This is a genomic window from Bradyrhizobium sp. USDA 3256 (assembly GCF_054058275.1).
Genome location: NZ_JBSSAE010000002.1, coordinates 528147 through 552579, shown reverse-complemented (window position 1 = coordinate 552579; position 24433 = coordinate 528147). Strand labels below are relative to the sequence as shown.

The following is a 24433-nucleotide window of genomic DNA, read 5'->3' as shown; positions in this document are numbered from 1 at the left end:
CGCGGCCTCGAGGCAACGTCGCGTCTGGAATGCATAGATCCAGGAATTCCTACGCCGGAATGCCGGCCTCACACAGCACGGCGACCATGCGGTCGCCCCATTCGACGGCCCTGGTCGGAAAATTCTGCCGCGCGTAGGACGCGCGGAAATCGGGCCGCAGTTTGAGCAGGCGGCCGGCGATGACGCGCGCCTCGTCAAGGCGCCCCAAGCCGACTTCGTTCATGATCAACGCGCTGAGCGTGTGTGCGTCTTCGCCGATCACCAGCGCCTTGGCGGCGGCCGCACGGCCCTGCTCATACTGACCGAGCATGAAATGCGCGAAACTGATTCCGTTCCACATGGACGCCCGCCCGGGATCGATCGGGCTGAGCCGGAGTCTGTGCTCAAAACTTTCGATCGCGCGTGCCGGCTCGACGCACATGAGCGAAATCCAGCCGCGATATCCCCACGCCGCAGCATCGTTCGAATTGAGCGAGATCGCCTCTTCGATCATGGTCTCGGCGCGATCGTAGTCGTGGCCGAGATAGGCAAACATGTGAGCCGCGCGCGCCAGCACGAACGGATCGTCGCTGGCCAGCGCGCAGGCGAGCCCGGCGATCTGCAGCGCCTTCGCCAACTCCTGCGCGCCGAGAGGCGTGCCGCGCGTGGTCTGTTTCAGCAGCGACGAATAGGCCAGCATGACCTGAGCGGCCGCATAGTTGGGATCGAGCGCGCAGGCCTTGTTGAACCACTCGCCGAGTTCGGCGTCGCCCCACCTGGAGCGATCTGCATAGGCCGCAATGCCTCTCAGAAAGAGATCGTAGCTATCGAGACGGTCGGTCGGCTTGGTTCGGGCTCGTTCGATTTCGCTCTGCTGGATCTTCGGAGCTATGATGCTGACGACATTCGCGGTGACCTGGTCCTGCAGATCGAACACGTCCCTCAGTTCGCCGTCGAACCTGTCCGCCCAGAGATGCGTGCCGCTGCCAGCCTCGATCAGTTGCGCGGTGATCCGAACGCGGCCGCTCGACTTGCGCACTGATCCCTCCAGCACATATCGCACACCGAGCTCGTGCCCGACCTGCTTGATGTCGACGGACTTTCCCTTGTAGGTGAAGCTTGAATTGCGCGCGATCACAAACAGCGATCTGAAGCGCGACAGCGCGGTAATGATGTCCTCGACGACGCCGTCGGCAAAGTATTCCTGCTCCGGATCGCCGCTCATATTCTGGAACGGCAGCACCGCGATGGAGGCTTTCTCGGCAAGCGCGGGTGGGGAAGCCGGAGCAGTGAACGCGTGCTTCGCGACCGCGGCCGCTGCGGAGGCGCCGCCGACGCGAACTCTCCATGTACGAACAGGCTCGGCAATATTCTTCAGGACCTGCGGCCCCATGTCCTCGAAGGTCGCATCGACCTTGCCGCGAATGTGCCGTTGCACGTCATCGGAAATGCAGACGCCACCCGGCTCGGCAATCCCCTCGAGGCGCGCTGCGATGTTGACGCCGTCGCCAAAGATGTCGTTGTCATCAAAGATGATGTCGCCGACGTGGATTCCGATTCGGAATTCGAGCCGCTGTTCCGTTGGCACGGCAGCATTCTGATCGGCCATTCGGCGCTGCACTTCGACGGCACTGCGCACCGCGTCGACGGCGCTGGCGAATTCAACGAGGATTCCGTCGCCGGTCGTTTTGACGACACGGCCGCGATGCGCCGCCAGCGCTGGATCCAGCAACGCCCGCCTGACCGACTTCAGCTTGGCCAGAGTGCCTTCCTCGTCGATTCCCATCAGCCGGCTGTAGCCGGCGATATCGGCCGCCAGAACCGCTGCCAGACGCCGATCCAAGCTATCGGTGGTCAAAGACATGCCCCCAGACGAGGGGTTAATTTTCGTCGCCGATCAAAGCACGGCTGACGGCCTCCGGGCTAGAGCAAACGTCTGCGCTGCCAGCCCAGGCTGGAAATCGGCGGCTTTGTCAACGACGATCTTGAGGCTATCCCAGCGGGTCTATCGCGCCCGGGTCAGCGCCAGCCAGATGCCGCCGCCGATCATGAAGCCGCCTGATATGCGCGACATCAGCCGGGTCCGCTCCTTGGAGAAGAATTTGCGGGCGCGGCCGGCCGCCAAGGCGTAGGCGGCGTCGGTCAGCACAGCAGTCGCCATGAAGGTGAGGCCGAGCAGCGCCACCTGCGGAACGTGCGGCTTGTCCATATCCATGAACTGCGGGATGAAGGCGCCGAAGAACACCAGCACCTTCGGGTTCGAAAGCAGCACCAGAAAGCCCTGCAGGAAGAAGCCGCCGCGCGGCGGCGGCGGCGTGTCGTCGGTGCTGACGCCCTCGACCGGCGAGCGGATCAGCTTGAAGCCGAGCCAGACCAGATAGGCGGCGCCGGCAAAGCGCACCCAGTCGAACCAGTAGCCCATCGTCGCCATCAGCGAGGTCAACCCGACCGCGACGGTGCCGATCACGATCGCAAGTCCGACCTGCGCGCCGAGCACATTGGTGAGCGCGGCGCGCGTGCCGTAGCGCAGCCCGTTGGCGATCACCATCGTGACGATCGGACCGGGCAGCAGCGCCAGCGCGATGCAGGCGGCGACGAAGGCGAAATAGGCTTGCAGGGACATGGGGAGCTCACTGACGTTCAAACTGAATTATGCACATAGGACGGGCGAAGAGGAAGCGGCTCCTGATCATCTCTGTCATACCCCGCGAAAGCGGGGTATCCGTACGCCGCGGCCTGTCAGCCAAGCATCAGCGTCTCTGGAATATTGGGCCACCCGCTTTTTCGCATGCGAGAGACGGACTCCTCAATGTCCCTCCATTGCCACAATCATCCATGCTCTGATCTCTCGCGATTCCAGAAACTTCAACGTCGCCCGCTGCACCCCTGCGGCATCTCCCCTGCCCTGCGCAGCGACCGCCATCAGGTCGCAGCGATGTGACACCGCGATCCCGATCGCGATGCGCTTCCCCTTGGGCATCTCGATATCATAGACCCTGATCCGCCCCGGCATGTCCGCGACATCGACGACATCGCCCGCCTTCAGCGGCACGAAGCGCGGGCTGATCATGTCGACATCGGCGACGCGGTCGACCTCGTCGTCATCGGCGACGCCGCTGTCGCAATTGCAGAAGCCGAGTTTTGGCCTGAGATAAACCTCGACGTCGTCACCGCACTCCGCCGCGCCGCAACGGAAGGCGCGGCCGGCAGGCCAGCCGTCGCGCGGGAACGGCCAGGCGATCTCGCGCCACGCGTCCCCGCGCGGCGGCGCCATCTCGTAGCCCGCAACTGCGGAGAGCCCGCCGAGCACGAGGACCATCGCCGCGATGACCGGCCAGGAGCGCATCATCGCGCGCTCACGGCAGACCGGCGATGGCGCGCGCCGCGCCGGTCAGTTCGAGAATATGCAGGCCGGTGTTGGCGCGGTCGACCGCATAGATGTAGCCGCGCTCGTCGGTCTCGACATTGTTGGTCTGGATCGCGACCTTGCAGCGGTCCTTGCCGTCGATGGTGACACAGCGCTTGTCGGTCGCCGCCGTGATGGAGGGAATGAAGTACCCCGCTTCCTTCGGATGATAGGGATCGCGGATGTCGATCGCGCGGACGCCGGCGTTGAAGAAGGCGATGAAGGCCAGCTTCTTGTAGTAGACCGGCGCCATGCTCTCGTTCGACGAATGCGAGCCGAACCGGCCGCCGCGCTCGCAAAACGCCCCGGACGCCTCGGGCACCGTATAGCTCGAGATCAGCATCGGCCGCGCCTCGGTGGTGACGTCGGCGAACCACACCATCTGGCGCGCCTCGCCGCATTCGTTCTGGATCGCCTCGTCGACGATCATCACGATGTCGCGGGTCTTACCGTCCTTGTCATGGGCGAATTCCGCGATCGGCATACCGGGCAGCGGAAACACCGTATGCGCGCCGTTCATGGCGGACAGCGGCATCCGCGCGATCTCCGGGAATTTCAGATTGTCCGGGGTCGGCTCCTTCGGTCCGTTCAACAGCTTGTCGCGGTCGACGATCTGCAGGAAACCGCCCTTGTTGGTACCATAGCCGAAATAGACGCGGTTGCCCGTTGGCCCGGTCGAGATCGGCCCGTGCAGTTCGGTCGGCACCGCGCCGGTCGCGCCCGGCTCCTGCCCGGGCAGGCCGAAGTCCCTGATCTTTACGGGATGCGCGGGATCGGAGAGATCATAGACCTGTGTCATGCGCCGCGTGCGCCAGTCCGGCGCGCCCGACACCAGGTAGGCAATGCCGGTGCCGCATTCCCAAAAACTCTTGTGCGTGTCCTTCAGCCCGCCGATCCGGGTGACGAACGCCGGATTGGCGGGATCGGCGACGTTCCAGATCTCATGCGCCTCGCTGCCGAAGGTGCGCAGCATGTAGACCGCGTTGCGATCGCCCTTCGGCAGATCCTTGCCGTCGCAGATCCGCACCATCTGCGCGCCGCCGGATTCGTATTTGCCTTCCTGTCCGGGAATGTGCCGCAGATATTTCGGGTGCGCGGGATCGGTGACGTCGACGATCGAGGTGCCGTTCGGCTCGGCCTTGCCGGTCATCGGGTTGACGGGATCGGGAATGTCGTCGGTGCCGCCGTGATGACCGATATAGGCGATCCATCTGTCGCCCTGATGATGGATGGTCGGCTGATAGGCGCTACGCGTCTGCAAATCGTTGGTTCCAACCAGCCTCATGTTGGAGGTTTCGGGCGGATCTCCGATCTTCTGCTGGGCGCTCGCATTATTCGCGAGCAGGACAAGAACCAACGTGCAGCAAACTGCCGTAACGCGACCGCCCATGCGCACCACCCAATGTTCCACGCCAATCTGCGTTGGCTGCCGGCGAGGCTAGCACGGCGCTGCCGATGCCAAAACACACGCTCTTGACATGCAACCATTTGGTTGCCTATTATCCTGCCCATGGATGAAGTCTTCAAAGCCCTCGCGGATGCCTCACGGCGAACGCTGCTTGACCGGCTTCACGATCAGAACGGGCAGACGCTCGGTGAGCTCTGCGACGGCCTCGACATGACGCGTCAGGCCGTCACCAAGCACCTTGTGATTCTCGAGGAGGCCAACCTCGTCACCACGATCAGGCATGGCCGCGAGAAGTTGCACTATCTCAACCCGGTTCCGATCCATCAGATCGGCGAGCGGTGGATCAGGAAGTTCGAGCGCGGGAAACTCGCCGCGCTGAGTGAGTTGAAAAGACAATTGGAGAAGCGTGATGAGTAAACCGGACTACGTCTACGTCACCTATATCGAGACCACCGCCGACAAGCTGTGGCACGCGTTGACATCGAGCGACTTCACCGAACGCTTCTGGTTCGGCTATCGCGTCAGCTCCGACTGGAAGGTCGGCTCGCTTTATTCTCTCACCAAGGACGGCCGCCGCAGCGTGCAGGGCGAGGTGCTGATCGCCGATCCCTCGAAAAAGCTCGCCTACAGCTGGGATGTGGTGAAGGAAGGCGCCGAGCGCGAACAGGTCTCGCGCGTGTCCTTCGACATCGAACCGCACGGCACGGTCGTCAAGCTGACCGTGACGCACAACAATCTCGGCCCGAAGACGCTGCGCGACATCTCCGGCGGCTGGCCGATGGTGATCGCAAGCCTGAAGAGCTTCCTCGAGACCGGACGCGAATTGCCGGCCGACCTGCTCACCAGCGGCGCCAGGGAGGCCTACCATGCCTAAGCCCGAATTCGCCTACGTCACCTACATCGAGACCACGCCGGACAAGCTGTGGGACGCGCTGACCAAGAGCGCGTTCACGCGGCAATACTGGTTCGACACCGAGCTGCAATCGGACTGGAAGGTCGGCTCGCCGCTCGCGCTGGTGATGGGCGGCAAGACCACCGACACCGGCGAGATCCTCGAGGCCGACCGGCCGCGGCGCCTCGCCTACACCTTCAAGCACGTGCTCGACGAGGACATGCGCAAGGAGCCGGTAACCAAGGTGGTCTTCACGCTCGAAGCCCATGGCAAGATCGTGAAGCTGACCGTGACCCATGAGGGCTTCGGTGCGGGGAGCAAGCTGCTCGACGGCATCTCCAAGGGCTGGCCGGCGATCCTGTCGGGACTCAAGAGCCTGCTCGAGACCGGCAAGGCGGTCACGATCCCGCCGGCCGCGCTCGGGATCGACGGCTTCGAATGACAATGAAAATCTATCGACGGGTGCGTACAGACATGAACATCGAGAAATTCAAACCGGCAATCGTCTACGCGATCTACATCGCCGCCACGCCCGAGAAGGTGTGGCAGGCTTTGACGACTGCCGAATTCAGCCGGCAGTATTTCTCCGGCAACGCGGTCGAGGTCGACCTTCGAATCGGCGGCGCCTACGTCGTGCGGACGCCCGACGGCGCGCTGCACATCTCCGGCGAGGTGATCGAGTGCGATCCGCTGAAGCGGCTGACGGTCACCTTCAACGTCAACTGGCCGCAGCTGGTCGAAAAGCTCGGGCCGACGCTCGTCACCTGGGAGATCGAGCCGGCCGGCGACGGCGTGAAGCTGACGCTCTTGCAATCGCATGACCGTCCGATCAGCGACGACATTCTCACAGGCGGCCGCACCGGCTGGCCGGCGATCCTCTCCAGTCTGAAGAGCCTCGTGGAGACCGGCAAGGCCATGGCGATCCCGATGCAGCCGCCAGCGCGCATGATGGCCGCGCTGAAGGAATTGGGAATCCCGATGCCGACGTGAGGCAGTCGTTCCATACTCCGTTGTCGTCCCTGCGAAAGCAGGGACCCATAACCACCGCTTTGCGTGCGAAGTTCGCTGGACTTACAGCGTCACGTAACAACTGCATCCTGTGGTTATGGATCCCGGGTCGCGCTTCGCTTGCCCGGGACGACAGCGGAGAGAATCTAGCCCAGCGCCCTCAGCTCCCGCCGCAGCACCTTGCCCGTCGCCGTCATCGGCAGGCTGTCGGCGAACTGCACGAAGCGCGGATACTCGTGGGCGGCGAGCTGGACCTTGACGAACTCCTGGATCTCGCGCGCCAGGGCATCGCCCGGCGCGTAGCCCGGCCGCAGCACGATCCAGGCCTTGATCGATTCGGTGCGGATCGGATCGGGGATGCCGACCACCGCCGACATCGCAACCGCCGGATGCTTCATCAGCGTGTGCTCGATCTCGGACGGGCCGACGCGATAACCGGCCGTGGTGATGACGTCGTCCTCGCGGCTGACGTACCAGAAATAGCCGTCCTGATCCTGCACGCCGAGATCGCCGGTCAGCAGGAATTCGCCGGCGTATTTCTTCGCGGTCGCTTCCGGATTGCGCCAGTACTCGATCATGGTGCAGGGGCACGGCTGGCGCACGCCGATGATGCCGCGCTGGCCCCGCGACAGCTCCTCGCCCTTCTCGTTGACGATGCGGACGTCGAAGCCCGGCGTGGCGCGGCCCATCGAGCCCGGGCGGATCGGAAACAGGTTGGAATTGCTGCCGATCACGAGATTGCATTCGGTCTGGCCGAACACCTCATGGGCGTCGATGCCGAAGGTGTCGCGCACCCAATCCAGCAATTCGCCGCCGAGCGACTCGCCGCCGGTGAAGATGCTGCGCAGCCTGACACCGGAATTCTTCACATTGGCCTGCCGCATCAGCTTCAGCGCGGTCGGCGGCAGGAACACGTTGCGGATGCCGAGCTCGGCCATCATCTGCATCGCCGCCTGCGGCTCGAACTTGCGGGCGCGGTGACCGACCATCGGGATGCCGTGGTACCAGAATGCGAACAGGCCGTTGATCAGGCCGCCGATCCAGGCCCAGTCGGCCGGCGTCCACATCAGGTCGCCGGGCCTCGGCAGGAAGTTGTGGCACATCTCGACATTGGGCAGATGGCCGAGCACGACACGATGCGCGTGCAGCGCGCCCTTCGGGTTGCCCGTGGTACCGGACGTGTAGATGATCAGCGCGGGATCGTCGGCCGAGGTGTCGACGGTCGCAAATTCCGGAGACGCCGACTTGATCGCGCTCCAGAACGGTTTCGTCCCCGCCGGCGTCTTTTCGCCGACGATATAGACGCTCTTCAACTCGGGCAGGCGATCGCGGATTTTCGCGATCTTCTCCCAGCCCGCTTCATCGGTGATCACGGCCTTGGCAGCAGAATTCGACAGGCGGAATTCGAGCGCGTCCTCGCCGAACAGCGCAAACAGCGGGATTGAGATCATCGCTGCGCGAAACGCCGCGAGATGCGCGACCGGCAGTTCGAGCGATTGCGACAGGAACACCGCGACGCGGTCGCCGCGCACCAGCCCGTCGGCGGTCAGCACATTGGCGAAGCGGCGCGAGGCGTCCGCGACCTCGTCAAACGAGGTGCGCGTGGTGCCGCCATCCTCGTCGACATAGACCAGGGCGAGCCGCCCGGTGCCGTCGGCATGGCGGTCGCAGCACGCGGTCGCCATGTTGAAGCGCGCGGGAACGTCCCAGCGAAAGTTGCGATAGAGCTCGTCGTAAGTAGCGGCTTCCTTGAGCATGGTGTGTGTTGCTTCCGTCCCTCGTCATGGCCGGGCTTTTCCCTGCCATCCGCGCCTTGCCGTGGCAGATTGTAAAGACGTCGATGCCCGGGACAAGCCCGGGCTGACGAAGAATGTGATGCCCGGTTGAAGAATGCGTAGCCCGGATGGAGCCAACGGGTCGCGCGACCGCGCGCCCGATGACAGGCTCCGCGCAATCCGGGGTTCTCATCGAGTGGACAGACTCACCCGGATTTCGCTTCGCTGCATCCGGGCTCCGAACATCCTCGAGGAGAAAGCCGTCAGGCTGACGCCCGCTCCATTGCGACCTCGGCGTTGAGGCTATCGAGGTCGCGATAGATCGATGCGACCGCGAGCACGCGCCCGCCGCGCTTGTAGCGCAGCACGCAATCCCTGCCGGCGATGCTGCCATCCACCGCGATCTCGTCCCACTGCTCGGCATGGCCGACATAGTTGATCGGCACGTCGTAATGCTGGCTCCAGAAGAACGGCACCGCGTCGAACACCTCGCGCTGCCCAAGCATATTCCGCGCGGCGGTCTGGCCCTGGCGCCCCGCCACCACCCAATGCTCGACCCGGATCGTCTCGCCGCTGTGCGGATCGGGCCAGCGCGCGATATCGCCGGCCGCATAAATGCCGGGAACACTGGTCTCGAGATAGGCATCGACTGTCACGCCGCGATCGATCGCGAGCCCGGCCGCTTCCGCCAGCGCCAGCCGCGGCTTCACGCCGACACCGACCACGACGAGATCGGCATCGAGCACTGGCCCGCTCTTCAGGCGGGCGCGCTTGCCCTCGATCGCAGTCACCGTGTCGCCGAGGTGGAATACGACACCATGCTCTTCGTGCAGCGCGCGGACGAAATCGCCCATCTCAGGCCCGAGCACGCGCTCCATCGGCCGCTGTTCCAGCCCGACCACGTGGACCTCGATTTCCCGCGCGCGGAGCGAGGCCGCCACCTCGAGGCCGATGAAGCTCGCACCGATCACAACCGCGCGGCGCGCTCCGCTGGCCGAGGCGATGATTGCCCGGCAATCGTCGACGGTGCGCAACACGTGAACGTGGGGCTGATCCGCGCCCGGGATCGGCAGCCGCACCGGCTCCGCGCCGGTCGCCAGCAGCAGCCGGTCATACGGAATCGTTTCGCCGCCGGCGAGCACGACATTGCGGCGGCCGGTATCGATCGACTTGACCTCGGTCCTGAGCCTGAGATCGATCGCCGCATCACGATAGAAATCGTCCGGTTTCAGCGGCAGCCAGTCTTCCGGCGCGCTGCCGGCGAGGAAGTCCTTCGACAGGTTCGGACGATCCACCGGCGCCGCGGCCTCGCCGCTCAACATGACGATGCTGCCGCGATAGTCCTGCCGCCGCAGCATCTCGGCGGCGGCGAACCCTGCTCCGCCGCCGCCGACAATCACGATCCTGCCGGGCGCATCGACCGGGCCCTTGACGCGGAGTTTCGGCTGCGCGCGCTTCTCGCGCACGACGACGCGATCGCCCTCGCGCTCGACCTTCCAGACAGCGAGCGCGTTGAAGGCGGGCGCGGCGATCGCTTCACCGGTGCGAATATCGAAGCAGGCGTGATGCCAGGGGCAATGGACGGTCTCGCCCTCAAGGAGGCCTTCGGCGAGCGGACCGTGGTAATGGCTGCAATGCGCGTCGATGGCGAAGATATCCGCCCCCGAGCGCACCAGCAGCACGTCCTCGTCGCCGACATGGCCGAGCAATATCGCGCCCGTGAAGTCGGAGAGGGCAACGCCTTGTGTCAGATCCGGACCGGAAGGAGCTTGCTGATCGGCCATATCATTCCTCCATCGCCCTGTGACGCTCTAAACCGCTATGCCGAGGAATTCCTGGCGGGTTAGCGCATTGTCGCGAAAGCAACCCAGCATGCGGCTGGTCACGAGATCGGTATCCGGCTTGTGCACGCCGCGGGTCGTCATGCAGTGATGCGACGCCTTGATGATGACGCCCACGCCCTGAGGCTTCAAGACGTCGTTGATGGTGTTGGCGATCTGCGCCGTCATCTTCTCCTGGATCTGCAAACGCCTGGCATAGATGTCGACCACCCGTGCCAGCTTGCTGATGCCGACCACGCGGCCGTTCGGGATGTAGGCAACCCAGGCCTGACCGATGATCGGCGCCATATGATGCTCGCAATGGCTCTCGAAGCGGATGCCCCGCAGAGCAATCATTTCGTCGTAGCCTTCGATCTCCTCGAAGGTCTTTTCCAGGATCTCCGCGGGACGTTGGTCGTAACCCGCAAAGAATTCCTCGAACGAACGCGTCACACGCGCCGGAGTTTCAAGCAGACCATCCCGCTCGGGATCGTCGCCGGTCCAGCGGATGATGGTGCGGACTGCGGCCTCGACTTCGGCCCGGGTCGGCTTGTCGGATTCGGTTTGAGCGGCTCTAGCACGATCCAGCGCATGCACAATCGGGTTCATCGGGGCCTTTCCTTTGCGGAGTCATCGCGAGGTCATGCCCGTCAGATGCTCCGTCAGCAGAAAGGTTCCCGCAATTCGGCTCGCGGCACTTTGCGCCGCAAGCCAGCCGGGACGAACGGCTAGCCCGTCAGCGCCGCCTTCACCAGGCCGCTGGCCTTCCCGAAATCCATCTGGCCGGCGTATTTCGCCTTCAGCGCGCCGATCACCTTGCCCATGTCCTTGATGCCGGCGGCACCCGTCTCGGCGATGATCGCCGAGATCGCGGCCTTCACGTCGTCATCGGACATCTGCTTCGGCAGGTACGCCGAGATCACGGCGATCTCCTCGCGCTCCTGGGCCGCGAGCTCGGCGCGGCCGCCCTTGTCATAGAGTTCGACCGACTCCTGGCGCTGCTTGATCATCTTCTGCAGCAGGCCGAGCAGGTCGGCATCGGAGAGAGGCGGCTTGCCCTGTCCGCGCGCGTCGATGTCGGCGTTCTTGATGGTCGAATTGACCATGCGCAGCGTGGACAGCTTGCGCTCGTCCTTTGCCTTCATCGCTTCCTTGACCGCAGTATTGATGTCGTCGCGCAGCATTTCGTTGTCCTTGAACCAGCAATCCCCTCATCTAGGCAGTTTGCAGCGGCAGAACAACTCTTGTTTGCCGCGTTTTCCGGCGCGAACCGGTGTCCACTTCGCTTGAAAACGCTTTAGTTCCTCAGCCATTCGACCAGCGCATCGGCGCAGGCCTGCGGCTGTTCCAGCTGCGGCAGGTGACCGCAATTGGCGAGCACCACAAGTTTTGCGCCGGGAATGCCGTTAGCCATCTCGTCCGACAGCGAATTCGGCACGGTGTTATCGGTATCCGACGTCAGCACCAAGGTCGGGCACTTGATCCAGGCCATGCTCGGCCGCGAATCCGGCCGGCTGAGCACCGCGTTCTGCTGGCGGATGAAGGCCTCGGCGCCAACGTCCTCGCTCATGTCGTCGACGATCCGGCGCAGGCTTGCATCGCCCTGCCGCGACGGATGCACGAAGCCCGGATAAAGCTCGTCGACCACGCTGCGATATTGGCCGGTTCTGGCACGCTCGATCATGCTGCGGCGACGCGCGGTCGCTTCCGGCGTATCGGCCCGCGCCTGGGTGCTCATCAGCGCCAGCTTCGCAACCCGGTCCGGCGCCTGCCGCATGATCTCGAAGGCGATGTAGCCGCCCATCGAGTGCCCGGCGAGCGCAAAGCGCGGCGGCGCCTCGGCCAGGATCCGGCGGGCGATCGCCCCCATATTGTCGTCCCTGACATGGTTGGCGACCGTCACCGGCCCGCATCGCCACAGCGCCGGGATGACCGGGGCGAAAATCCGCGGCGAGCAGATGAGGCCCGGGACGAGCAGGATCGGCATCGTATTATCCATGCGGGAGCTCCGGACGGGTCATTTTCGGCAAGCAAACGGCCGCTTCAGGGAACTTTAGATTAAAAGGCCGTTCGGGCCTGTCAAATCGGCCGGTATTGCCGTGTGAATCCGTGCCCTTTCGCTTTGACGCCGCAGGGTGCGCCGTCTATTTAAAGGGCTCATGACAACATCCGAAAACGCTCCCGCCTGGCCGGACCATAAACCGACCGCGCTCCTTGTGCTCGCCGATGGTACCGTGCTGGAAGGCTTCGGTCTCGGCGCGGAAGGCCACGCCGTCGGCGAGGTCTGCTTCAACACCGCGATGACCGGCTATGAGGAGATCCTCACCGATCCGTCCTATGCCGGCCAGATCATCACCTTCACCTTCCCGCATATCGGCAATGTCGGTACCAACGAGGAAGACATCGAGACGGTGAACATGGCGGCGACGCCCGGCGCGCGCGGCGTGATCCTGCGCTCGGCGATCACTGATCCCTCGAATTACCGGGCCACCAAGCACCTCGACCAGTGGTTGAAGGCGCGCGGCATCATCGGCCTGTCCGGCATCGACACCCGCGCGCTGACCGCGCTGATCCGCTCCAAGGGCATGCCCAATGCGGTGATCGCGCACGCCAGAAACGGCGAGTTCGACCTGCACGGCCTGAAGGAAGAAGCCCGCGAATGGCCCGGCCTCGAGGGCATGGACCTGGTGCCGATGGTCACCTCCGGCCAGCGCTTCACCTGGGACGAGACGCCCTGGGTGTGGGGCAACGGTTTCGGCCAGCAAACCGCGCCGGAATTCAACGTGGTCGCGATCGACTACGGCATCAAGCGCAACATCCTGCGCCTGCTCGCCGGCGTCGGCGCCAAGGTGACCGTGGTGCCGGCGACGACCGCCGCCGAAGACATCCTGGCGATGAAGCCGGACGGCGTGTTCCTGTCGAACGGCCCCGGCGATCCGGCCGCCACCGGCAAATATGCCGTGCCCGTCATCCAGAAGGTGATCGCGTCGGGGACGCCGACCTTCGGCATCTGCCTCGGCCATCAGATGCTTGGCCTTGCCGTCGGGGCCAAGACCATGAAGATGCATCAGGGCCATCACGGCGCCAACCATCCGGTCAAGGACGGGACCACCGGCAAGGTCGAGATCACCTCGATGAACCACGGTTTTGCCGTGGACCAGGCGACGCTGCCGAAAGGTGCGACTCAGACCCATATCTCGCTGTTCGACGGCTCCAATTGCGGCATCGCACTCGAGGGCAAGCCGGTATTCTCGGTGCAATATCACCCGGAAGCCTCGCCCGGCCCGCGCGACTCGCACTACCTGTTCCAGCGCTTTGCCGATCTGATGCGGAAGAACAAGCGCGCGGCTTAGAGCCCGATCGTCATTGCCGGGCTTGACCCGGCATTCCATCCCTCGAAGAAAGATGGATGCCCGGATCAAGTCCGGGCATGACGGACTGTGCTGTGAGCACCGATGGACAACGCGCCTTCGCATCAGATCACGGGAAATGCCGACATGACCGTCCCCACCACCCCGAAGCCCGTCTACGGCGTCTCCTCGATGGCGGTGATGGCATCGATGTCCGGGCTCGACTTCGTGCGCGGCATCTTCGCCCGGACCCTGCCGGAGCCGCCGATCATGGAGAATGTCGAGCCGTTCGACTGCTCCGCCGAGACCGGCCATGTGGTGATCCACAGCATCCCGGGCCTGCGCCACTACAACCCGATCGGCTCGGTGCATGGCGGCTACGCCGCGATTCTCTTGGATTCCGCGATGGGGCTTGCGGTCCAGACCATGCTGCCGCAGGGCTTTGGCTACACCACGCTGGAGTTCAAGATCTCCTTCGTTCGCGGCATGAGCCAGGACACCGGCAAAATCCGCACCGAGGGCCACGTGCTCAACGCCGGGCGCCGGGCTGCGACCGCGGAAGCGCGGATTACCGACGGCAAGGGCAAGCTGCTCGCGCACGCCACAACGACCTGCATGGTGTTCGAGTTGCCCAAGACGACCTGAAGGCAATCGCGTCTTCGCGCATTGGAGGCATGACGAAGCGCGCTGGATCGCGGCCTGCGCTCTGTGATTGAGTTTCCCTGTCCGAGATCAGGCAAACATGATCCGGCCTGGAAAGGAACGCCGATGATTTCAGCCCATTCAGACATGACCATCCGCGACATCCGCGTGACGATGCTGCGGCTGCCCTGGGCCGACGATCCCTGGCTGAAAGGCGCGGCGCTCGGCGCGACGCGCGACATTCTGATCTGCGACGTCGAGACGTCCGGCGGTGTCACCGGCATGGGCTATCTGTTTGTGTTCAAGCCGGCGATGAAGTCGATCGCGGCCTGTCTCGAGGAATGCATCATCCCGCGCGTCATCGGCAAGGACGCCACCGCGATCGAGGCGATCTGGCGCGATCTGTGGACGGCGACGATGACCTATGGCCGCGGCGGCATCGCCGCGATGGCCATGTCGGCGCTCGACATCGCGCTGTGGGACGCGGTGGGGAAACGGGCCGGCCTGCCGCTGCACCGGCTGTGGGGACACTATCGCTCGGAAATCCCGATCTATGGTTCCGGCTGCTTCCGGGGTGCCGGCGGCGACGGGATGATCGAGAAGGCGCTGCATTTCGTAAAGCAGGGCTACAAGGCGATCAAGATGCAGGTCGCGCACGTCCACACGCCGGCGCAGGACCTCGACAATGTGCGCCGCATGCGCGAGGCGCTCGGGCCCGACATCGACATCATGATCGACGTCAACATGGGCTGGAGCGCCGATGTCGCCATCGAGATGGGACGCAAGTTCGAGAAGTACGACATCTACTGGCTCGAGGAGCCGGTGCCGGCCGATGATTTCGCCGGTTACCAGCGCATCGCGGCGGCGCTCGACATGCGCGTCGTCGGCGGCGAGACGCATTTCACGCGCTACGATCTGCGGCCGTTCTTTCTCAATCCCTGCCTGCCGATCCTGCAACCCGACCCGATGCGCGGCGGCATGACCGACCTGCGCAAGATCGCGGCGCTCGCGGACACGTTCGGCATCACCATCGCGCCGCATCTGTTTCCCGAACTCAATGTGCACCTCTTGGCTTCGATTCCGAACGGCATCTGGTGCGAGAACATGGCGCTGATCGACGATCTCTGGGTCGACCCGCCCGAGATCGCCAACGGCATGATCACCGCGCCGGAGCGGCCCGGGCACGGGCTCAAATTCAAGGAAGACGTGTTGAAGTTCAAAATCTAGCTGGAACGGTTTGCGGACCGACGGTTTGTTGGTCTGGAGACCACGGCACCTCGCAGCGCTGGAGAGCCACCATGTCGGTCGTCCGTACCGATATCGAACCCTTGACCATCGTTTTCCAGGACGACGGCCTGGTGCCGAACAACCCGATGCCGTTCCTGGTCTACCAGGCCACCGTCGACGTCAGCAGCAATCCCGAGGCCATCATCGAGCAGCTGTTCGGCAAGAACGGCTGGGGCGCGATGTGGCGCAACGGCGTCTACGACTTCGCGCATTACCACGCCACCGTGCACGAGGTGCTGGGCGTCGCGCGCGGCCGCGCGCGCGTGCAGTTCGGCGGCGACCATGGGCGGGCGCTGGAGATCGCGGCAGGCGACGTCGCGATCCTGCCGGCCGGCACCGGACATCAATGCCTGTCGGCGAGCGACGATTTCTGCGTGGTCGGCGCCTATCCGCCGGGCCCGCCGATGGATCTGCAGCGGCCGACGCCGGAGAACCACGCCATGGCGCTGAAGACGATCCCACAGGTCGCGATCCCCGCGACCGATCCGGTGATGGGCAAGGACGGGCCGCTGGTGCGGCTGTGGAAGCGCTGACGCCTACGCCGCGTTGCTGCCTTCCTGGCGGCTGGCCTCGAACAGGAACCAGGTACGACGCTCGGTTTCGTCGATGAAGGTTTCGAGCAGGCCTGCGGTGCCGGAGTCCTCCTGCTCGTCAGCCAGCTTGTGCGCCTTGCGCATCGCAGCCGCCATGTGCTTGTTGTCTTCCATCAACTCGCGCAGCATTTCGCGCGGCGGCACATAATCGTCGTCATTGTCCTTGATGGTCTGATGCTTGGCGATATCGCCGATCGACTTCAGCGTCGCGCCGCCAAGCTTGCGCACCCGCTCGGCGAGCTGGTCGGTGGTCGCAAAGATCGCCTCCGATTGCTCGTCCAGCAACAAATGGTAATCATGGAAATGCCGGCCGCTGACATGCCAATGGAAATTCTTGGTCTTCAGGTAGAGCGCGAAGGCGTCAGCCAGAAGCGTGTTGAGCGAGACCGAGATCGTGTCCACCGCAGCCTGCGGCAGGTCGCTCGGCGTGTCGAGATCGGGCGAGATCTTGTCAGTCTTGGCTTTGCTCACGTTGGACCTTCCTGTTAGGAACCCGTATTTCGGCGCATTGAACATTGGCCGCCGGACCGCTAACGCATCATCAGCCCACCCGTTCCTGAGGCCAGGAACCCGTTCTGCCGGATACCAAACGCGATGGATGAATGGATCGATTATTACGATTCCACGCATACGATCTATGCGAGCCGACTGCACCGTGACCTGCATTTCCAGATCATCGCAAACGACATCATCGGCTACATCGCTTCGCCGGATGCCGTGGTGCTCGACTATGCCTGCGGCGAGGCGCTGTCGGCGGCGAAGGTCGCCAATGCCTGCGCCCAGCTCTATCTGGCGGAGCCGGCGCCCGGCGTACGCGGCCGTCTGGTCGCGCGCTTTGCGCCCGACACCCGAATCCGTGTCCGCTCGCTCGATGACCTCAAGCACATGGACGCGGACTCGATCGACCTCGTGGTGATGAACTCGGTGGCGCAATACATGACGCCGCAGGAGCTCGATTCCGCGTTCGACGTGATCCACCGCCTGCTGAAGCCCACGGGCCGGTTCGTGCTCGGCGATATCCTGCGGCCCGAAGTCGGGATGGCGAGGGATGTCGTGGCCCTGCTGCGCTTCGCCGCGACCCACGGCTTCCTGCGCGATGCGCTGGTCGGGCTGGCTTCAACCGCCCTGTCCGACTACCGCCAGCTTCGCACCAGGATCGGACTGCAGCGCTACCGCGAGGACGAGATGATCGCGAAGCTGGGCGCCGCCGGGTTCAGCGCTACGCGCGCGCCGCGCAACATCGGGCACAATCCGTGGCGGATGACGTTCGTGGCGCACCACTGATCCCAGGTTGCGCCGGCTATTAACGTTACCCACCAGTAAACGTGGCGGCCACTGAAATAATCAGCAATGATCCGCTCGGCCCGGTGGCGGAAGCTTCGACGCGGCAGTGGTGCAACACTGTTTATCCTGGTTCAAATCCAGGCCGGGCCTCCAGCCTTCGCTGCTGACGCAGCTTCGGCCCGGCAGGCCTTCTCGTAGCGAAGGCTGCCACGGCGTAGCCCGCAGCGCGAAGCCGGGCCGGTAGCCCCTCCCCACATCCCGAGCACCCCCAACCGGGCATATGCCGAATACGGATTTTCCCCCAGAATCGCGGTTGATTGCGCGTTTTTGGGGGTTTCGCGGGTGCGGAAACTGGTCTAAAGACCACCCGCGCGCGAGGGATCGCGCTTCCGGTGCTACAACATGTAGCGCATGGCTCGAGGGACGCGCGGGAAGCGCGCCCTTTTTTTGTGCCTAAATTCCAGTCCGCGAGAGCTGATGCCCAAAAGAACCGACATCTCCACCATCCTGATCATCGGCGCCGGTCCCATCGTGATCGGCCAAGCCTGCGAGTTCGACTATTCCGGCACGCAGGCCTGCAAGACGCTCAAGGAAGAGGGCTATCGGATCGTCCTGGTCAATTCCAACCCGGCGACGATCATGACCGACCCGGAGCTGGCGGATGCGACCTATATCGAGCCGATCACGCCCGAAATCGTCGCCAAGATCATCGAAAAGGAACGCCACGTCGTGCCCGGCGGCTTCGCGCTGCTGCCGACCATGGGCGGCCAGACCGCGCTGAACTGCGCGCTGTCGCTGCGCAAGCAGGGTACGCTGGAGAAGTTCGACGTCGAGATGATCGGCGCCACCGCCGACGCCATCGACAAGGCCGAAGACCGCCAGCTGTTTCGCGACGCCATGGAGAAGATCGGGCTGCAGACGCCGAGGTCGCGGCTCGCCAATGCGTCGGCGCTGAAGAAGTCCGACCGCGACAAGTACCTCGCCGATCAGGCCAAGCTGTCCGGCCCCGAACTCGAAGCCTTCGAACGGCAGTGGGAAGGCGGCGAGAACGAGCGGCGCAAGCGCTACCAGCAGCAGGCCTTGGCCGAAGCGCTGATGGCGCTGTCCGACATCGGCCTGCCCGCGATCATCCGCCCCTCCTTCACGCTCGGCGGCACCGGCGGCGGCATCGCCTACAACAAGGAAGAATATCTCGACATCATCGAGCGCGGCCTCGACGCCTCGCCGACCAACGAGGTGCTGATCGAGGAATCCGTTCTCGGCTGGAAAGAGTTCGAGATGGAGGTGGTGCGCGACAAGAAGGACAATTGCATCATCATCTGCTCGATCGAGAACGTCGATCCGATGGGCGTGCACACCGGCGATTCGATCACGGTGGCGCCGGCGCTGACGCTCACCGACAAGGAATACCAGATCATGCGCGACGCATCGATTGCGGTGCTGCGCGAGATCGGGGTCGAGACCGGCGGCTCCAACGTGCAGTTCGGCATCAATCCGGACGACGGCCGCATGGTCGTGATCGAGATGAATCCCCGCGTGTCGCGTTCGTCGGCGCTGGCCTCGAAGGCCACCGGCTTCCCGATCGCCAAGGTCGCCGCCAAGCTTGCGATCGGCTACACGCTCGACGAGATCGCCAACGACATCACCGGCGGCGCGACGCCGGCCTCGTTCGAGCCGACGATCGACTACGTCGTCACCAAGATTCCGCGCTTTGCGTTCGAGAAATTCCCCGGCGCCTCCTCCACGCTGACCACCTCGATGAAGTCGGTCGGCGAGGTGATGGCGATCGGCCGCACCTTCCAGGAGAGCCTGCAGAAGGCCCTGCGCGGGCTCGAGACCGGGTTGACCGGCCTCGACGAGATCGACATCGAGGGCCTCGGCCGCAGCGACGACAAGAATGCGATCCGCGCGGCGCTCGGCACGCCGACGCCGAACCGCCTGCTGCAGGTCGCGCAGGCGATGCGGCTCGGCTGGTCCAACGAGGATATCTTCAATTCCTGCAAGATCGATCCCTGGTTCCTCGCCGAACTGCGCGCCATCGTCGAGATGGAAGGCAAGATCCGCAGCAGCGGCCTGCCGACCAATGCGTTCGCGATGCGGATGCTGAAGGCGATGGGCTTCTCGGACGCGCGGCTCGCCGTGCTCACGGAGACCACCGAGGCCGACGTTACCGCCAAGCGCCACGCGCTCGGGGTGCGCCCGGTGTTCAAGCGCATCGATACCTGCGCGGCGGAGTTCGCTTCGCCGACCGCCTACATGTATTCGACCTATGAGCGGCCGTTCGCCGGCGAATTTGCCGACGAGAGCGCGCCGTCGGACCGCAAGAAGGTGATCATCCTCGGCGGCGGGCCGAACCGCATCGGCCAGGGCATCGAGTTCGACTATTGCTGCTGCCACGCCTGCTTCGCGCTCGAGGACGCCGGCTACGAGACCATCATGGTCAACTGCAACCCGGAAACGGTATCGACCGACTACGACACCGCCGACCGGCTGTATTTCGAGCCGCTGACGGCCGAGGACGTGCTGGAGATCATCGCGACCGAGCGCAAGAACGGCACGCTGCACGGCGTGATCGTGCAGTTCGGCGGCCAGACCCCGCTGAAGCTTGCCCGCGCGCTCGAAGCCGCCGAAGTGCCGATCCTCGGCACCTCGCCCGATGCGATCGACCTCGCCGAGGACCGCGACCGCTTCAAGCGCGTGCTCGACAAGCTGCGCCTCAAGCAGCCGAAGAACGGCATCGCCTATTCGGTCGAGCAGGCCCGCCTGGTCGCCGCCGATCTCGACCTGCCGCTGGTGGTGCGTCCGTCCTACGTGCTCGGCGGCCGCGCGATGCAGATCATCCGCGAGGAGAACCAGCTCAACGACTACCTGCTGGGAACACTGCCCGAGCTGGTGCCCGCCGACATCAAGGCGCGCTACCCGAACGACAAGACCGGGCAGATCAACACCGTGCTCGGCAAGAACCCGCTGCTATTCGACCGCTATCTGTCCGACGCGACCGAAGTCGACGTCGACTGCCTCTGCGACGGCAAGGACACCTTCATCGTCGGCATCATGGAGCACATCGAGGAAGCCGGCATCCATTCCGGCGACTCCGCCTGCTCGCTGCCGCCGCATTCGCTCGACGCCAAGACCATCGAGGAGCTGGAGCGGCAGACCCGCGAGCTCGCGCTCGGGCTCGACGTGGTCGGCCTGATGAACGTGCAATACGCGATCAAGGACGGCGAGATCTACGTGCTCGAGGTCAACCCGCGCGCATCCCGCACCGTGCCGTTCGTCGCCAAGGTGATCGGCACGCCGGTCGCCAAGATCGCGGCGCGGATCATGGCCGGCGAAAAGCTCGCCGACTTCAAGCTGAAGAAGAAGAAGCTCGGCCATGTCGGCGTGAAGGAGTCGGTATTCCCGTTTGCGCGTTTCCCCGGCGTCGATACCGTGCTCGGACCGGAGATGCGTTCGACCGGCGAAGTGATGGGCATCGACCGCTCCTTCGAGGTCGCGTTCGCGAAGAGCCAGCTCGGCGGCGGCACGCGCGTGCCGCGGCAGGGCACGGTGTTCGTCTCGGTGCGCGGTGACGACAAGATGCGCATCGCGGATGCGGTGCGGCTGTTGCACTCGCTCGGCTTCAAGGTGATGGCAACTTCGGGCACGCAGCGCTACCTCAGCGACAACGGCGTGCCGACGGAAAAGGTGAACAAGGTGCTCGAAGGCCGTCCGCACATCGTCGACGCCATCACCAATGGCGACGTCCAGCTGGTCTTCAATACCACCGAAGGTCCGCAGGCGCTGGCCGACAGCCGCTCGCTGCGGCGGGCTGCCCTCTTGCATAAAGTGCCATATTACACCACTCTTTCGGGCGCGGTGGCGGCCGCACGGGGAATCCGGGCCTATCGGGCCGGGGACCTTGAGGTCCGCACGCTTCAGAGTTACTTTTCCGAAAGCTGACCGCTGCCCGGGCTGAAGACCCGAAGCGGTCAATTAGCCGAATGGCTGGAACTCACCGCGCGATTGGATGTTGTCACGGCCCTTAGCGGGGCCGAATATCACTGGGCTTCCGGGCGCGTTGGCGCCCTGATTCCTGCGTTAGCTGAACTGGATATTCGTGCACGGCCGCCGGGCGCGCGCGATGAAGGACGAAGATGATGGATAAGGTTCCGATGACCGCGGGCGGATACGCCGCGCTGACGGACGAGTTGAAGCATCGCCAATCGGTGGATCGTCCGCGCATCATCGAACACATCGCGGAAGCGCGCTCGCACGGCGATCTCTCGGAGAACGCCGAGTATCACGCCGCCAAGGAAGAGCAATCGCACAACGAGGGCCGCATCGCCGAGCTCGAGGACAAGCTCGCGCGCGCCGACATCATCGACATTTCGAAACTGTCGGGCGACACCATCAAGTTCGGCGCGACCGTGACGCTGATCGATGAGGACACCGAGAAGAAGGCGGTGTGGCAGATCGTCGGCGAAGTCGAGGCCGACGCCAAGAAGGGCCGCATCTCCATCACCTCGCCGCTCGCGCGCGCGCTGATCGGCAAGAAGAAGGGGACCACCGTCGAGGTGATGGCGCCGGGCGGCGCCAAGGCCTACGAGATCACCAAGGTCGAGTGGCGGTAGTTTTAGCCTAAGCCGGAGCTACAAAGGAGCCGCGTTTTCCAACGCGGCTTTTTTGCTGCACGGGATATGCGCTGACACGATTGTGACTTGGCAACGCTGATTAACTTGTTAATGAATCGGCCCCGGAATGGTTATAGAGCATAACTATCTGGGGACCCAGCAACATGATCAGCACTTTGGCTGCGCGATATTCGCCAAGCCTTCTCAGCATCCTTCGCATCTACGTCGGGCTCAGCCTGCTGCAGCACGGCACCGCGAAGATTCTCCACTTTCCGACCGTTCCGATGTTTGCCAACGTCGAAATCGGTTCGCTGATGGGCGTCGGCGGACTGATCGAGCTTGTCGGCGGCGCGCTGTTCATCCTTGGTCTGTTTACGCGTCCGGTTGCGTTCATCCTCGCGGGCTTCACGGCAGTCGCCTATTTCATGGCACACGCGGGCAAGAGCTTCTATCCGATCCTGAACGGAGGCGAGCTCGCCGCGGTCTACTGCTTCGTCTTCCTCTATTTCATGTTCGCCGGCCCCGGCCCGTTGAGCCTGGACACGATCCGCGAAGGCAAGACCGCATAGCGCTCCGAATGAATTGCACGCGGAGGGCGTGACAGCGTCGCCTCGTTCTCCATAATGCGCGCCGGCAACGGCGCGCATTATCATTTTGGAGGATAGCATGGACCTGGACCGCCTCAGCGCAACCGCTCAGCCCGTTTTGCTGAGCATTCTCCGTTTCATCACCGGGCTGTTGCTCTTCCAGTTCGGTGTCGCCAAGTTGTTCAAGTTTCCGCATGTCGAGATGTTCGCGCAGGTGACGCCGTTCTCGCTGTTCGGTATCGCCGGCATGTTCGAACTGGTGCTCGGCGGGATGCTGATGCTGGGCCTGTTCACCCGGATCGTTGCCTTCATCCTCTCCGGCGAGATGGCATTCGCCTATTTCATCGAGCACGCGCCTGTCAGCTTCTTTCCGCTGCTTAGCGACGGCACGCTTGCGATACTGTTCTGCTTCGTCTGCCTCTACCTCGCCGCGGCAGGCGGCGGACCGCTCGGCCTCGAGGCCTTGCGAAAGCGCAGGCCATAGCACGCCAACGGCAGAAGCGTGCTGACATGACGGACCTGCAGCAGGCAGCGCGAGTTCCATTCCGCCGGCGCGCAACGAAGAGGGCGAAGATGCGCCCCGCGCATGTATCCACGAAATTGTGAGGAGGTTGCGGTCTCGCGATCTCGCAACCCCTTGAACCAAACAGCTCCGCCATTGTTGACGCTGGGGACTAATGGTGGAGAGCGCAATGAATGTGGACCGACTTGCGGCGAGCTTTCAGCCGTATCTCTTGAGCCTGTTCCGGTTCATCACCGGCCTGCTCCTGTTCCAGTACGGCGTTGCAAAAATCTTCAAGTTTCCGGCGCTCGCGTACTTCGCTAACATCCCGCCGTTGATCCAGGCTGCGGGCTGGCTTGAACTGGTGCTCGGCGCGCTCTTGATGATCGGACTGCTCTCGCGGATATCTGCCTTCATCCTTTCGGGTGAAATGGCCTTCGCCTACTTCCTCGGCCATATGCTGAAGACCGGCGAGCCGGTGCTTCTGCCGCTCAACAACGGCGGAACAGCTGCAATCCTGTTCTGCTTTGCCTGTCTTTACCTCGCAACGGCAGGCGGTGGGCCGGTGAGCGTAGACACGGCGATCTGGCGCGCTTCGCGCGATGAGGAGCCGCACTTCAGACAAGCTGCGGAATAGCGCAAACCTCAGCCCGCCACCTTCACGCCCAGCGGCACCGCGGCCTCATATTTCGAATTGTGCAGCACCAGTGACGTCCTGACGTTGCGCACATGCGGCGCCGCCGTCAGATGGGTGACGAAATCCTGGAACGTCGCCATGTCGGGGGCGACGCATTTGAGGATGAAATCGACTTCACCCGACAGCATCCAGCATTCCCGCACCAGCGGCTCGGCGCGCACGAAATTCTCGAAGGCGCGGAGGTCGGCGTCGGCCTGGCTCGACAGATGCACCGAGGCGAACACCGTGACGTCGTAGCCGAGGCGGCGCGGATCGAGCAGGCCGCGGTATCCCTGGATGTAGCCTTCCTCCTCCAGCGCCCGGACCCTGCGCAGGCAGGGCGGCGGCGAGATACCGACGCGTTTGGCCAGTTCCACATTGGTGATTCGGCCATCGGCCTGGATCTCGGCGAGGATTTTGAGGTCGATCTCGTCAAGGTTCTTCGACACGCGACTACAGTTCCCTAGGGGTTTGGAAGGCTTGGCGGGTCCGCCGGCAACTCTCATAGCGCAGCCAACCGGCGTTGCGCAATTTTATTGCGCGTGCAGCGCACGATTTCGCGAATGTGACTTCAGTTCCGGGGAAAAATCGCTGCCATGGATTGCAAATCT

The 24433-nt window shown here is 64.0% G+C and carries 25 protein-coding genes and 1 tRNA gene; 15 read left to right on the top strand and 11 right to left on the bottom strand.

Annotated features, from left to right (window positions below; translation table 11 throughout):
• Window positions 1–49: 49 nt before the first annotated feature.
• The 4 genes from ACVWY5_RS04330 to ACVWY5_RS04315 all read right to left on the bottom strand — a co-directional run bounded on the left by ACVWY5_RS04330 (window position 50) and on the right by ACVWY5_RS04315 (window position 4775).
• Window positions 50–1765 carry an adenylate/guanylate cyclase domain-containing protein gene (locus ACVWY5_RS04330; RefSeq protein WP_321177532.1) on the bottom strand — a complete coding sequence of 572 codons (1716 nt, stop codon included), beginning with the start codon at window positions 1763–1765 and terminating at the stop codon, window positions 50–52.
• A 219-nt stretch (window positions 1766–1984) separates the two neighbouring features.
• Window positions 1985–2602, bottom strand: coding sequence for a LysE family translocator (locus tag ACVWY5_RS04325; protein ID WP_028333127.1), 618 nt, complete (start codon window positions 2600–2602; stop codon window positions 1985–1987).
• Between the two features lie 183 nt (window positions 2603–2785).
• Complete coding sequence (locus ACVWY5_RS04320) at window positions 2786–3328, bottom strand: hypothetical protein (RefSeq protein WP_028333126.1); 543 nt, start codon at window positions 3326–3328, stop codon at window positions 2786–2788.
• Window positions 3329–3335: 7 nt separating this feature from the next.
• Window positions 3336–4775 (bottom strand): LVIVD repeat-containing protein, encoded by a 1440-nt coding sequence (locus ACVWY5_RS04315; protein WP_028333125.1) that lies wholly within the window; start codon window positions 4773–4775, stop codon window positions 3336–3338.
• A 120-nt stretch (window positions 4776–4895) separates the two neighbouring features.
• Here ACVWY5_RS04315 and ACVWY5_RS04310 point away from each other — a divergent pair, with 120 nt between their 5' ends.
• Genes ACVWY5_RS04310 through ACVWY5_RS04295 form a run of 4 tightly spaced genes read left to right on the top strand, consistent with a single transcriptional unit; the run spans window position 4896 to window position 6675 of the window.
• Window positions 4896–5210: an ArsR/SmtB family transcription factor gene (locus ACVWY5_RS04310; RefSeq protein ID WP_028333124.1), complete on the top strand. Its 315-nt coding sequence runs from the start codon at window positions 4896–4898 to the stop codon at window positions 5208–5210.
• Complete coding sequence (locus ACVWY5_RS04305; protein WP_028333123.1) at window positions 5203–5667, top strand: SRPBCC family protein; 465 nt, start codon at window positions 5203–5205, stop codon at window positions 5665–5667. Before ACVWY5_RS04310 ends, ACVWY5_RS04305 begins: the two co-directional genes overlap by 8 nt.
• Window positions 5660–6127 (top strand): SRPBCC family protein, encoded by a 468-nt coding sequence (locus tag ACVWY5_RS04300; RefSeq protein WP_028333122.1) that lies wholly within the window; start codon window positions 5660–5662, stop codon window positions 6125–6127. Before ACVWY5_RS04305 ends, ACVWY5_RS04300 begins: the two co-directional genes overlap by 8 nt.
• A 32-nt stretch (window positions 6128–6159) precedes the next feature.
• A complete protein-coding gene (locus tag ACVWY5_RS04295; RefSeq protein WP_028333121.1) occupies window positions 6160–6675 on the top strand; it encodes an SRPBCC family protein in 516 nt (171 codons plus the stop codon).
• A 164-nt stretch (window positions 6676–6839) separates the two neighbouring features.
• On the opposite strand, the gene ACVWY5_RS04290 is transcribed toward ACVWY5_RS04295, so the two are convergent.
• The 5 genes from ACVWY5_RS04290 to ACVWY5_RS04270 all read right to left on the bottom strand — a co-directional run bounded on the left by ACVWY5_RS04290 (window position 6840) and on the right by ACVWY5_RS04270 (window position 12287).
• Entirely contained in the window at window positions 6840–8450 is a 1611-nt protein-coding gene (locus tag ACVWY5_RS04290) for an acyl-CoA synthetase (RefSeq protein ID WP_028333120.1), read from the bottom strand.
• Between the two features lie 281 nt (window positions 8451–8731).
• The gene (locus tag ACVWY5_RS04285; protein ID WP_028333119.1) at window positions 8732–10252 is read right to left on the bottom strand and encodes an FAD-dependent oxidoreductase; all 1521 of its coding nucleotides are present in this window, start codon (window positions 10250–10252) and stop codon (window positions 8732–8734) included.
• Between the two features lie 27 nt (window positions 10253–10279).
• A complete protein-coding gene (folE, locus tag ACVWY5_RS04280) occupies window positions 10280–10897 on the bottom strand; it encodes a GTP cyclohydrolase I FolE (protein ID WP_028333118.1) in 618 nt (205 codons plus the stop codon).
• A gap of 119 nt (window positions 10898–11016) precedes the next feature.
• Window positions 11017–11472: a GatB/YqeY domain-containing protein gene (locus tag ACVWY5_RS04275; RefSeq protein ID WP_028333117.1), complete on the bottom strand. Its 456-nt coding sequence runs from the start codon at window positions 11470–11472 to the stop codon at window positions 11017–11019.
• Between the two features lie 113 nt (window positions 11473–11585).
• Window positions 11586–12287, bottom strand: a complete 702-nt coding sequence (locus ACVWY5_RS04270; RefSeq protein WP_028333116.1) for an alpha/beta fold hydrolase — start codon at window positions 12285–12287, stop codon at window positions 11586–11588.
• Between the two features lie 160 nt (window positions 12288–12447).
• Here ACVWY5_RS04270 and carA point away from each other — a divergent pair, with 160 nt between their 5' ends.
• The 4 genes from carA (at window position 12448) to ACVWY5_RS04250 (ending at window position 16100) form a co-directional block, all read left to right on the top strand.
• Window positions 12448–13641, top strand: a complete 1194-nt coding sequence (gene carA, locus ACVWY5_RS04265; protein WP_028333115.1) for a glutamine-hydrolyzing carbamoyl-phosphate synthase small subunit — start codon at window positions 12448–12450, stop codon at window positions 13639–13641.
• Window positions 13642–13785: 144 nt separating this feature from the next.
• Window positions 13786–14283, top strand: a complete 498-nt coding sequence (locus tag ACVWY5_RS04260; RefSeq protein WP_028333114.1) for a PaaI family thioesterase — start codon at window positions 13786–13788, stop codon at window positions 14281–14283.
• A gap of 123 nt (window positions 14284–14406) precedes the next feature.
• Window positions 14407–15507, top strand: coding sequence for a mandelate racemase/muconate lactonizing enzyme family protein (locus ACVWY5_RS04255; RefSeq protein WP_080666992.1), 1101 nt, complete (start codon window positions 14407–14409; stop codon window positions 15505–15507).
• Between the two features lie 71 nt (window positions 15508–15578).
• Window positions 15579–16100, top strand: a complete 522-nt coding sequence (locus ACVWY5_RS04250) for a cupin domain-containing protein (RefSeq protein ID WP_028333112.1) — start codon at window positions 15579–15581, stop codon at window positions 16098–16100.
• Between the two features lie 3 nt (window positions 16101–16103).
• On the opposite strand, the gene ACVWY5_RS04245 is transcribed toward ACVWY5_RS04250, so the two are convergent.
• Window positions 16104–16631, bottom strand: a complete 528-nt coding sequence (locus ACVWY5_RS04245; RefSeq protein ID WP_028333111.1) for a Dps family protein — start codon at window positions 16629–16631, stop codon at window positions 16104–16106.
• A 123-nt stretch (window positions 16632–16754) separates the two neighbouring features.
• Between ACVWY5_RS04245 and ACVWY5_RS04240 the strand changes: the two genes are divergently transcribed.
• The 7 genes from ACVWY5_RS04240 (at window position 16755) to ACVWY5_RS04210 (ending at window position 23783) form a co-directional block, all read left to right on the top strand.
• Window positions 16755–17444 (top strand): class I SAM-dependent methyltransferase, encoded by a 690-nt coding sequence (locus ACVWY5_RS04240; protein WP_028333110.1) that lies wholly within the window; start codon window positions 16755–16757, stop codon window positions 17442–17444.
• 77 nt (window positions 17445–17521) lie between these two features.
• Window positions 17522–17597, top strand: a tRNA-OTHER gene (locus ACVWY5_RS04235).
• 324 nt (window positions 17598–17921) lie between these two features.
• Window positions 17922–21386: a carbamoyl-phosphate synthase large subunit gene (gene carB, locus ACVWY5_RS04230; RefSeq protein WP_028333109.1), complete on the top strand. Its 3465-nt coding sequence runs from the start codon at window positions 17922–17924 to the stop codon at window positions 21384–21386.
• Window positions 21387–21583: 197 nt separating this feature from the next.
• Window positions 21584–22057, top strand: coding sequence for a transcription elongation factor GreA (greA, locus tag ACVWY5_RS04225; RefSeq protein ID WP_018269816.1), 474 nt, complete (start codon window positions 21584–21586; stop codon window positions 22055–22057).
• Between the two features lie 164 nt (window positions 22058–22221).
• Complete coding sequence (locus ACVWY5_RS04220; RefSeq protein WP_028333108.1) at window positions 22222–22626, top strand: DoxX family protein; 405 nt, start codon at window positions 22222–22224, stop codon at window positions 22624–22626.
• A gap of 97 nt (window positions 22627–22723) precedes the next feature.
• Window positions 22724–23128 (top strand): DoxX family protein, encoded by a 405-nt coding sequence (locus tag ACVWY5_RS04215; protein WP_152977537.1) that lies wholly within the window; start codon window positions 22724–22726, stop codon window positions 23126–23128.
• A gap of 208 nt (window positions 23129–23336) precedes the next feature.
• On the top strand, window positions 23337–23783 hold the full coding sequence (locus ACVWY5_RS04210) for a DoxX family protein (RefSeq protein ID WP_050384260.1): 447 nt from the start codon (window positions 23337–23339) through the stop codon (window positions 23781–23783).
• Window positions 23784–23791: 8 nt separating this feature from the next.
• On the opposite strand, the gene ACVWY5_RS04205 is transcribed toward ACVWY5_RS04210, so the two are convergent.
• Entirely contained in the window at window positions 23792–24271 is a 480-nt protein-coding gene (locus ACVWY5_RS04205) for an Lrp/AsnC family transcriptional regulator (protein WP_028333106.1), read from the bottom strand.
• Window positions 24272–24433: the final 162 nt, after the last annotated feature.

What these genes read in the sequence shown, in the direction of transcription:
- ACVWY5_RS04330 (WP_321177532.1), bottom strand. Translation starts at nt 1,765, where the DNA reads ATGGGAATCGACGAGGAAGGCACTCTGGCCAAGCTGAAGTCGGTCAGG.
- ACVWY5_RS04325 (WP_028333127.1), bottom strand. Translation starts at nt 2,602, where the DNA reads ATGTCCCTGCAAGCCTATTTCGCCTTCGTCGCCGCCTGCATCGCGCTG.
- ACVWY5_RS04320 (WP_028333126.1), bottom strand. Translation starts at nt 3,328, where the DNA reads ATGATGCGCTCCTGGCCGGTCATCGCGGCGATGGTCCTCGTGCTCGGC.
- ACVWY5_RS04315 (WP_028333125.1), bottom strand. Translation starts at nt 4,775, where the DNA reads ATGGGCGGTCGCGTTACGGCAGTTTGCTGCACGTTGGTTCTTGTCCTG.
- ACVWY5_RS04310 (WP_028333124.1), top strand. Translation starts at nt 4,896, where the DNA reads ATGGATGAAGTCTTCAAAGCCCTCGCGGATGCCTCACGGCGAACGCTG.
- ACVWY5_RS04305 (WP_028333123.1), top strand. Translation starts at nt 5,203, where the DNA reads ATGAGTAAACCGGACTACGTCTACGTCACCTATATCGAGACCACCGCC.
- ACVWY5_RS04300 (WP_028333122.1), top strand. Translation starts at nt 5,660, where the DNA reads ATGCCTAAGCCCGAATTCGCCTACGTCACCTACATCGAGACCACGCCG.
- ACVWY5_RS04295 (WP_028333121.1), top strand. Translation starts at nt 6,160, where the DNA reads ATGAACATCGAGAAATTCAAACCGGCAATCGTCTACGCGATCTACATC.
- ACVWY5_RS04290 (WP_028333120.1), bottom strand. Translation starts at nt 8,450, where the DNA reads ATGCTCAAGGAAGCCGCTACTTACGACGAGCTCTATCGCAACTTTCGC.
- ACVWY5_RS04285 (WP_028333119.1), bottom strand. Translation starts at nt 10,252, where the DNA reads ATGGCCGATCAGCAAGCTCCTTCCGGTCCGGATCTGACACAAGGCGTT.
- folE (WP_028333118.1), bottom strand. Translation starts at nt 10,897, where the DNA reads ATGAACCCGATTGTGCATGCGCTGGATCGTGCTAGAGCCGCTCAAACC.
- ACVWY5_RS04275 (WP_028333117.1), bottom strand. Translation starts at nt 11,472, where the DNA reads ATGCTGCGCGACGACATCAATACTGCGGTCAAGGAAGCGATGAAGGCA.
- ACVWY5_RS04270 (WP_028333116.1), bottom strand. Translation starts at nt 12,287, where the DNA reads ATGGATAATACGATGCCGATCCTGCTCGTCCCGGGCCTCATCTGCTCG.
- carA (WP_028333115.1), top strand. Translation starts at nt 12,448, where the DNA reads ATGACAACATCCGAAAACGCTCCCGCCTGGCCGGACCATAAACCGACC.
- ACVWY5_RS04260 (WP_028333114.1), top strand. Translation starts at nt 13,786, where the DNA reads ATGACCGTCCCCACCACCCCGAAGCCCGTCTACGGCGTCTCCTCGATG.
- ACVWY5_RS04255 (WP_080666992.1), top strand. Translation starts at nt 14,407, where the DNA reads ATGATTTCAGCCCATTCAGACATGACCATCCGCGACATCCGCGTGACG.
- ACVWY5_RS04250 (WP_028333112.1), top strand. Translation starts at nt 15,579, where the DNA reads ATGTCGGTCGTCCGTACCGATATCGAACCCTTGACCATCGTTTTCCAG.
- ACVWY5_RS04240 (WP_028333110.1), top strand. Translation starts at nt 16,755, where the DNA reads ATGGATGAATGGATCGATTATTACGATTCCACGCATACGATCTATGCG.
- carB (WP_028333109.1), top strand. Translation starts at nt 17,922, where the DNA reads ATGCCCAAAAGAACCGACATCTCCACCATCCTGATCATCGGCGCCGGT.
- greA (WP_018269816.1), top strand. Translation starts at nt 21,584, where the DNA reads ATGGATAAGGTTCCGATGACCGCGGGCGGATACGCCGCGCTGACGGAC.
- ACVWY5_RS04220 (WP_028333108.1), top strand. Translation starts at nt 22,222, where the DNA reads ATGATCAGCACTTTGGCTGCGCGATATTCGCCAAGCCTTCTCAGCATC.
- ACVWY5_RS04215 (WP_152977537.1), top strand. Translation starts at nt 22,724, where the DNA reads ATGGACCTGGACCGCCTCAGCGCAACCGCTCAGCCCGTTTTGCTGAGC.
- ACVWY5_RS04210 (WP_050384260.1), top strand. Translation starts at nt 23,337, where the DNA reads ATGAATGTGGACCGACTTGCGGCGAGCTTTCAGCCGTATCTCTTGAGC.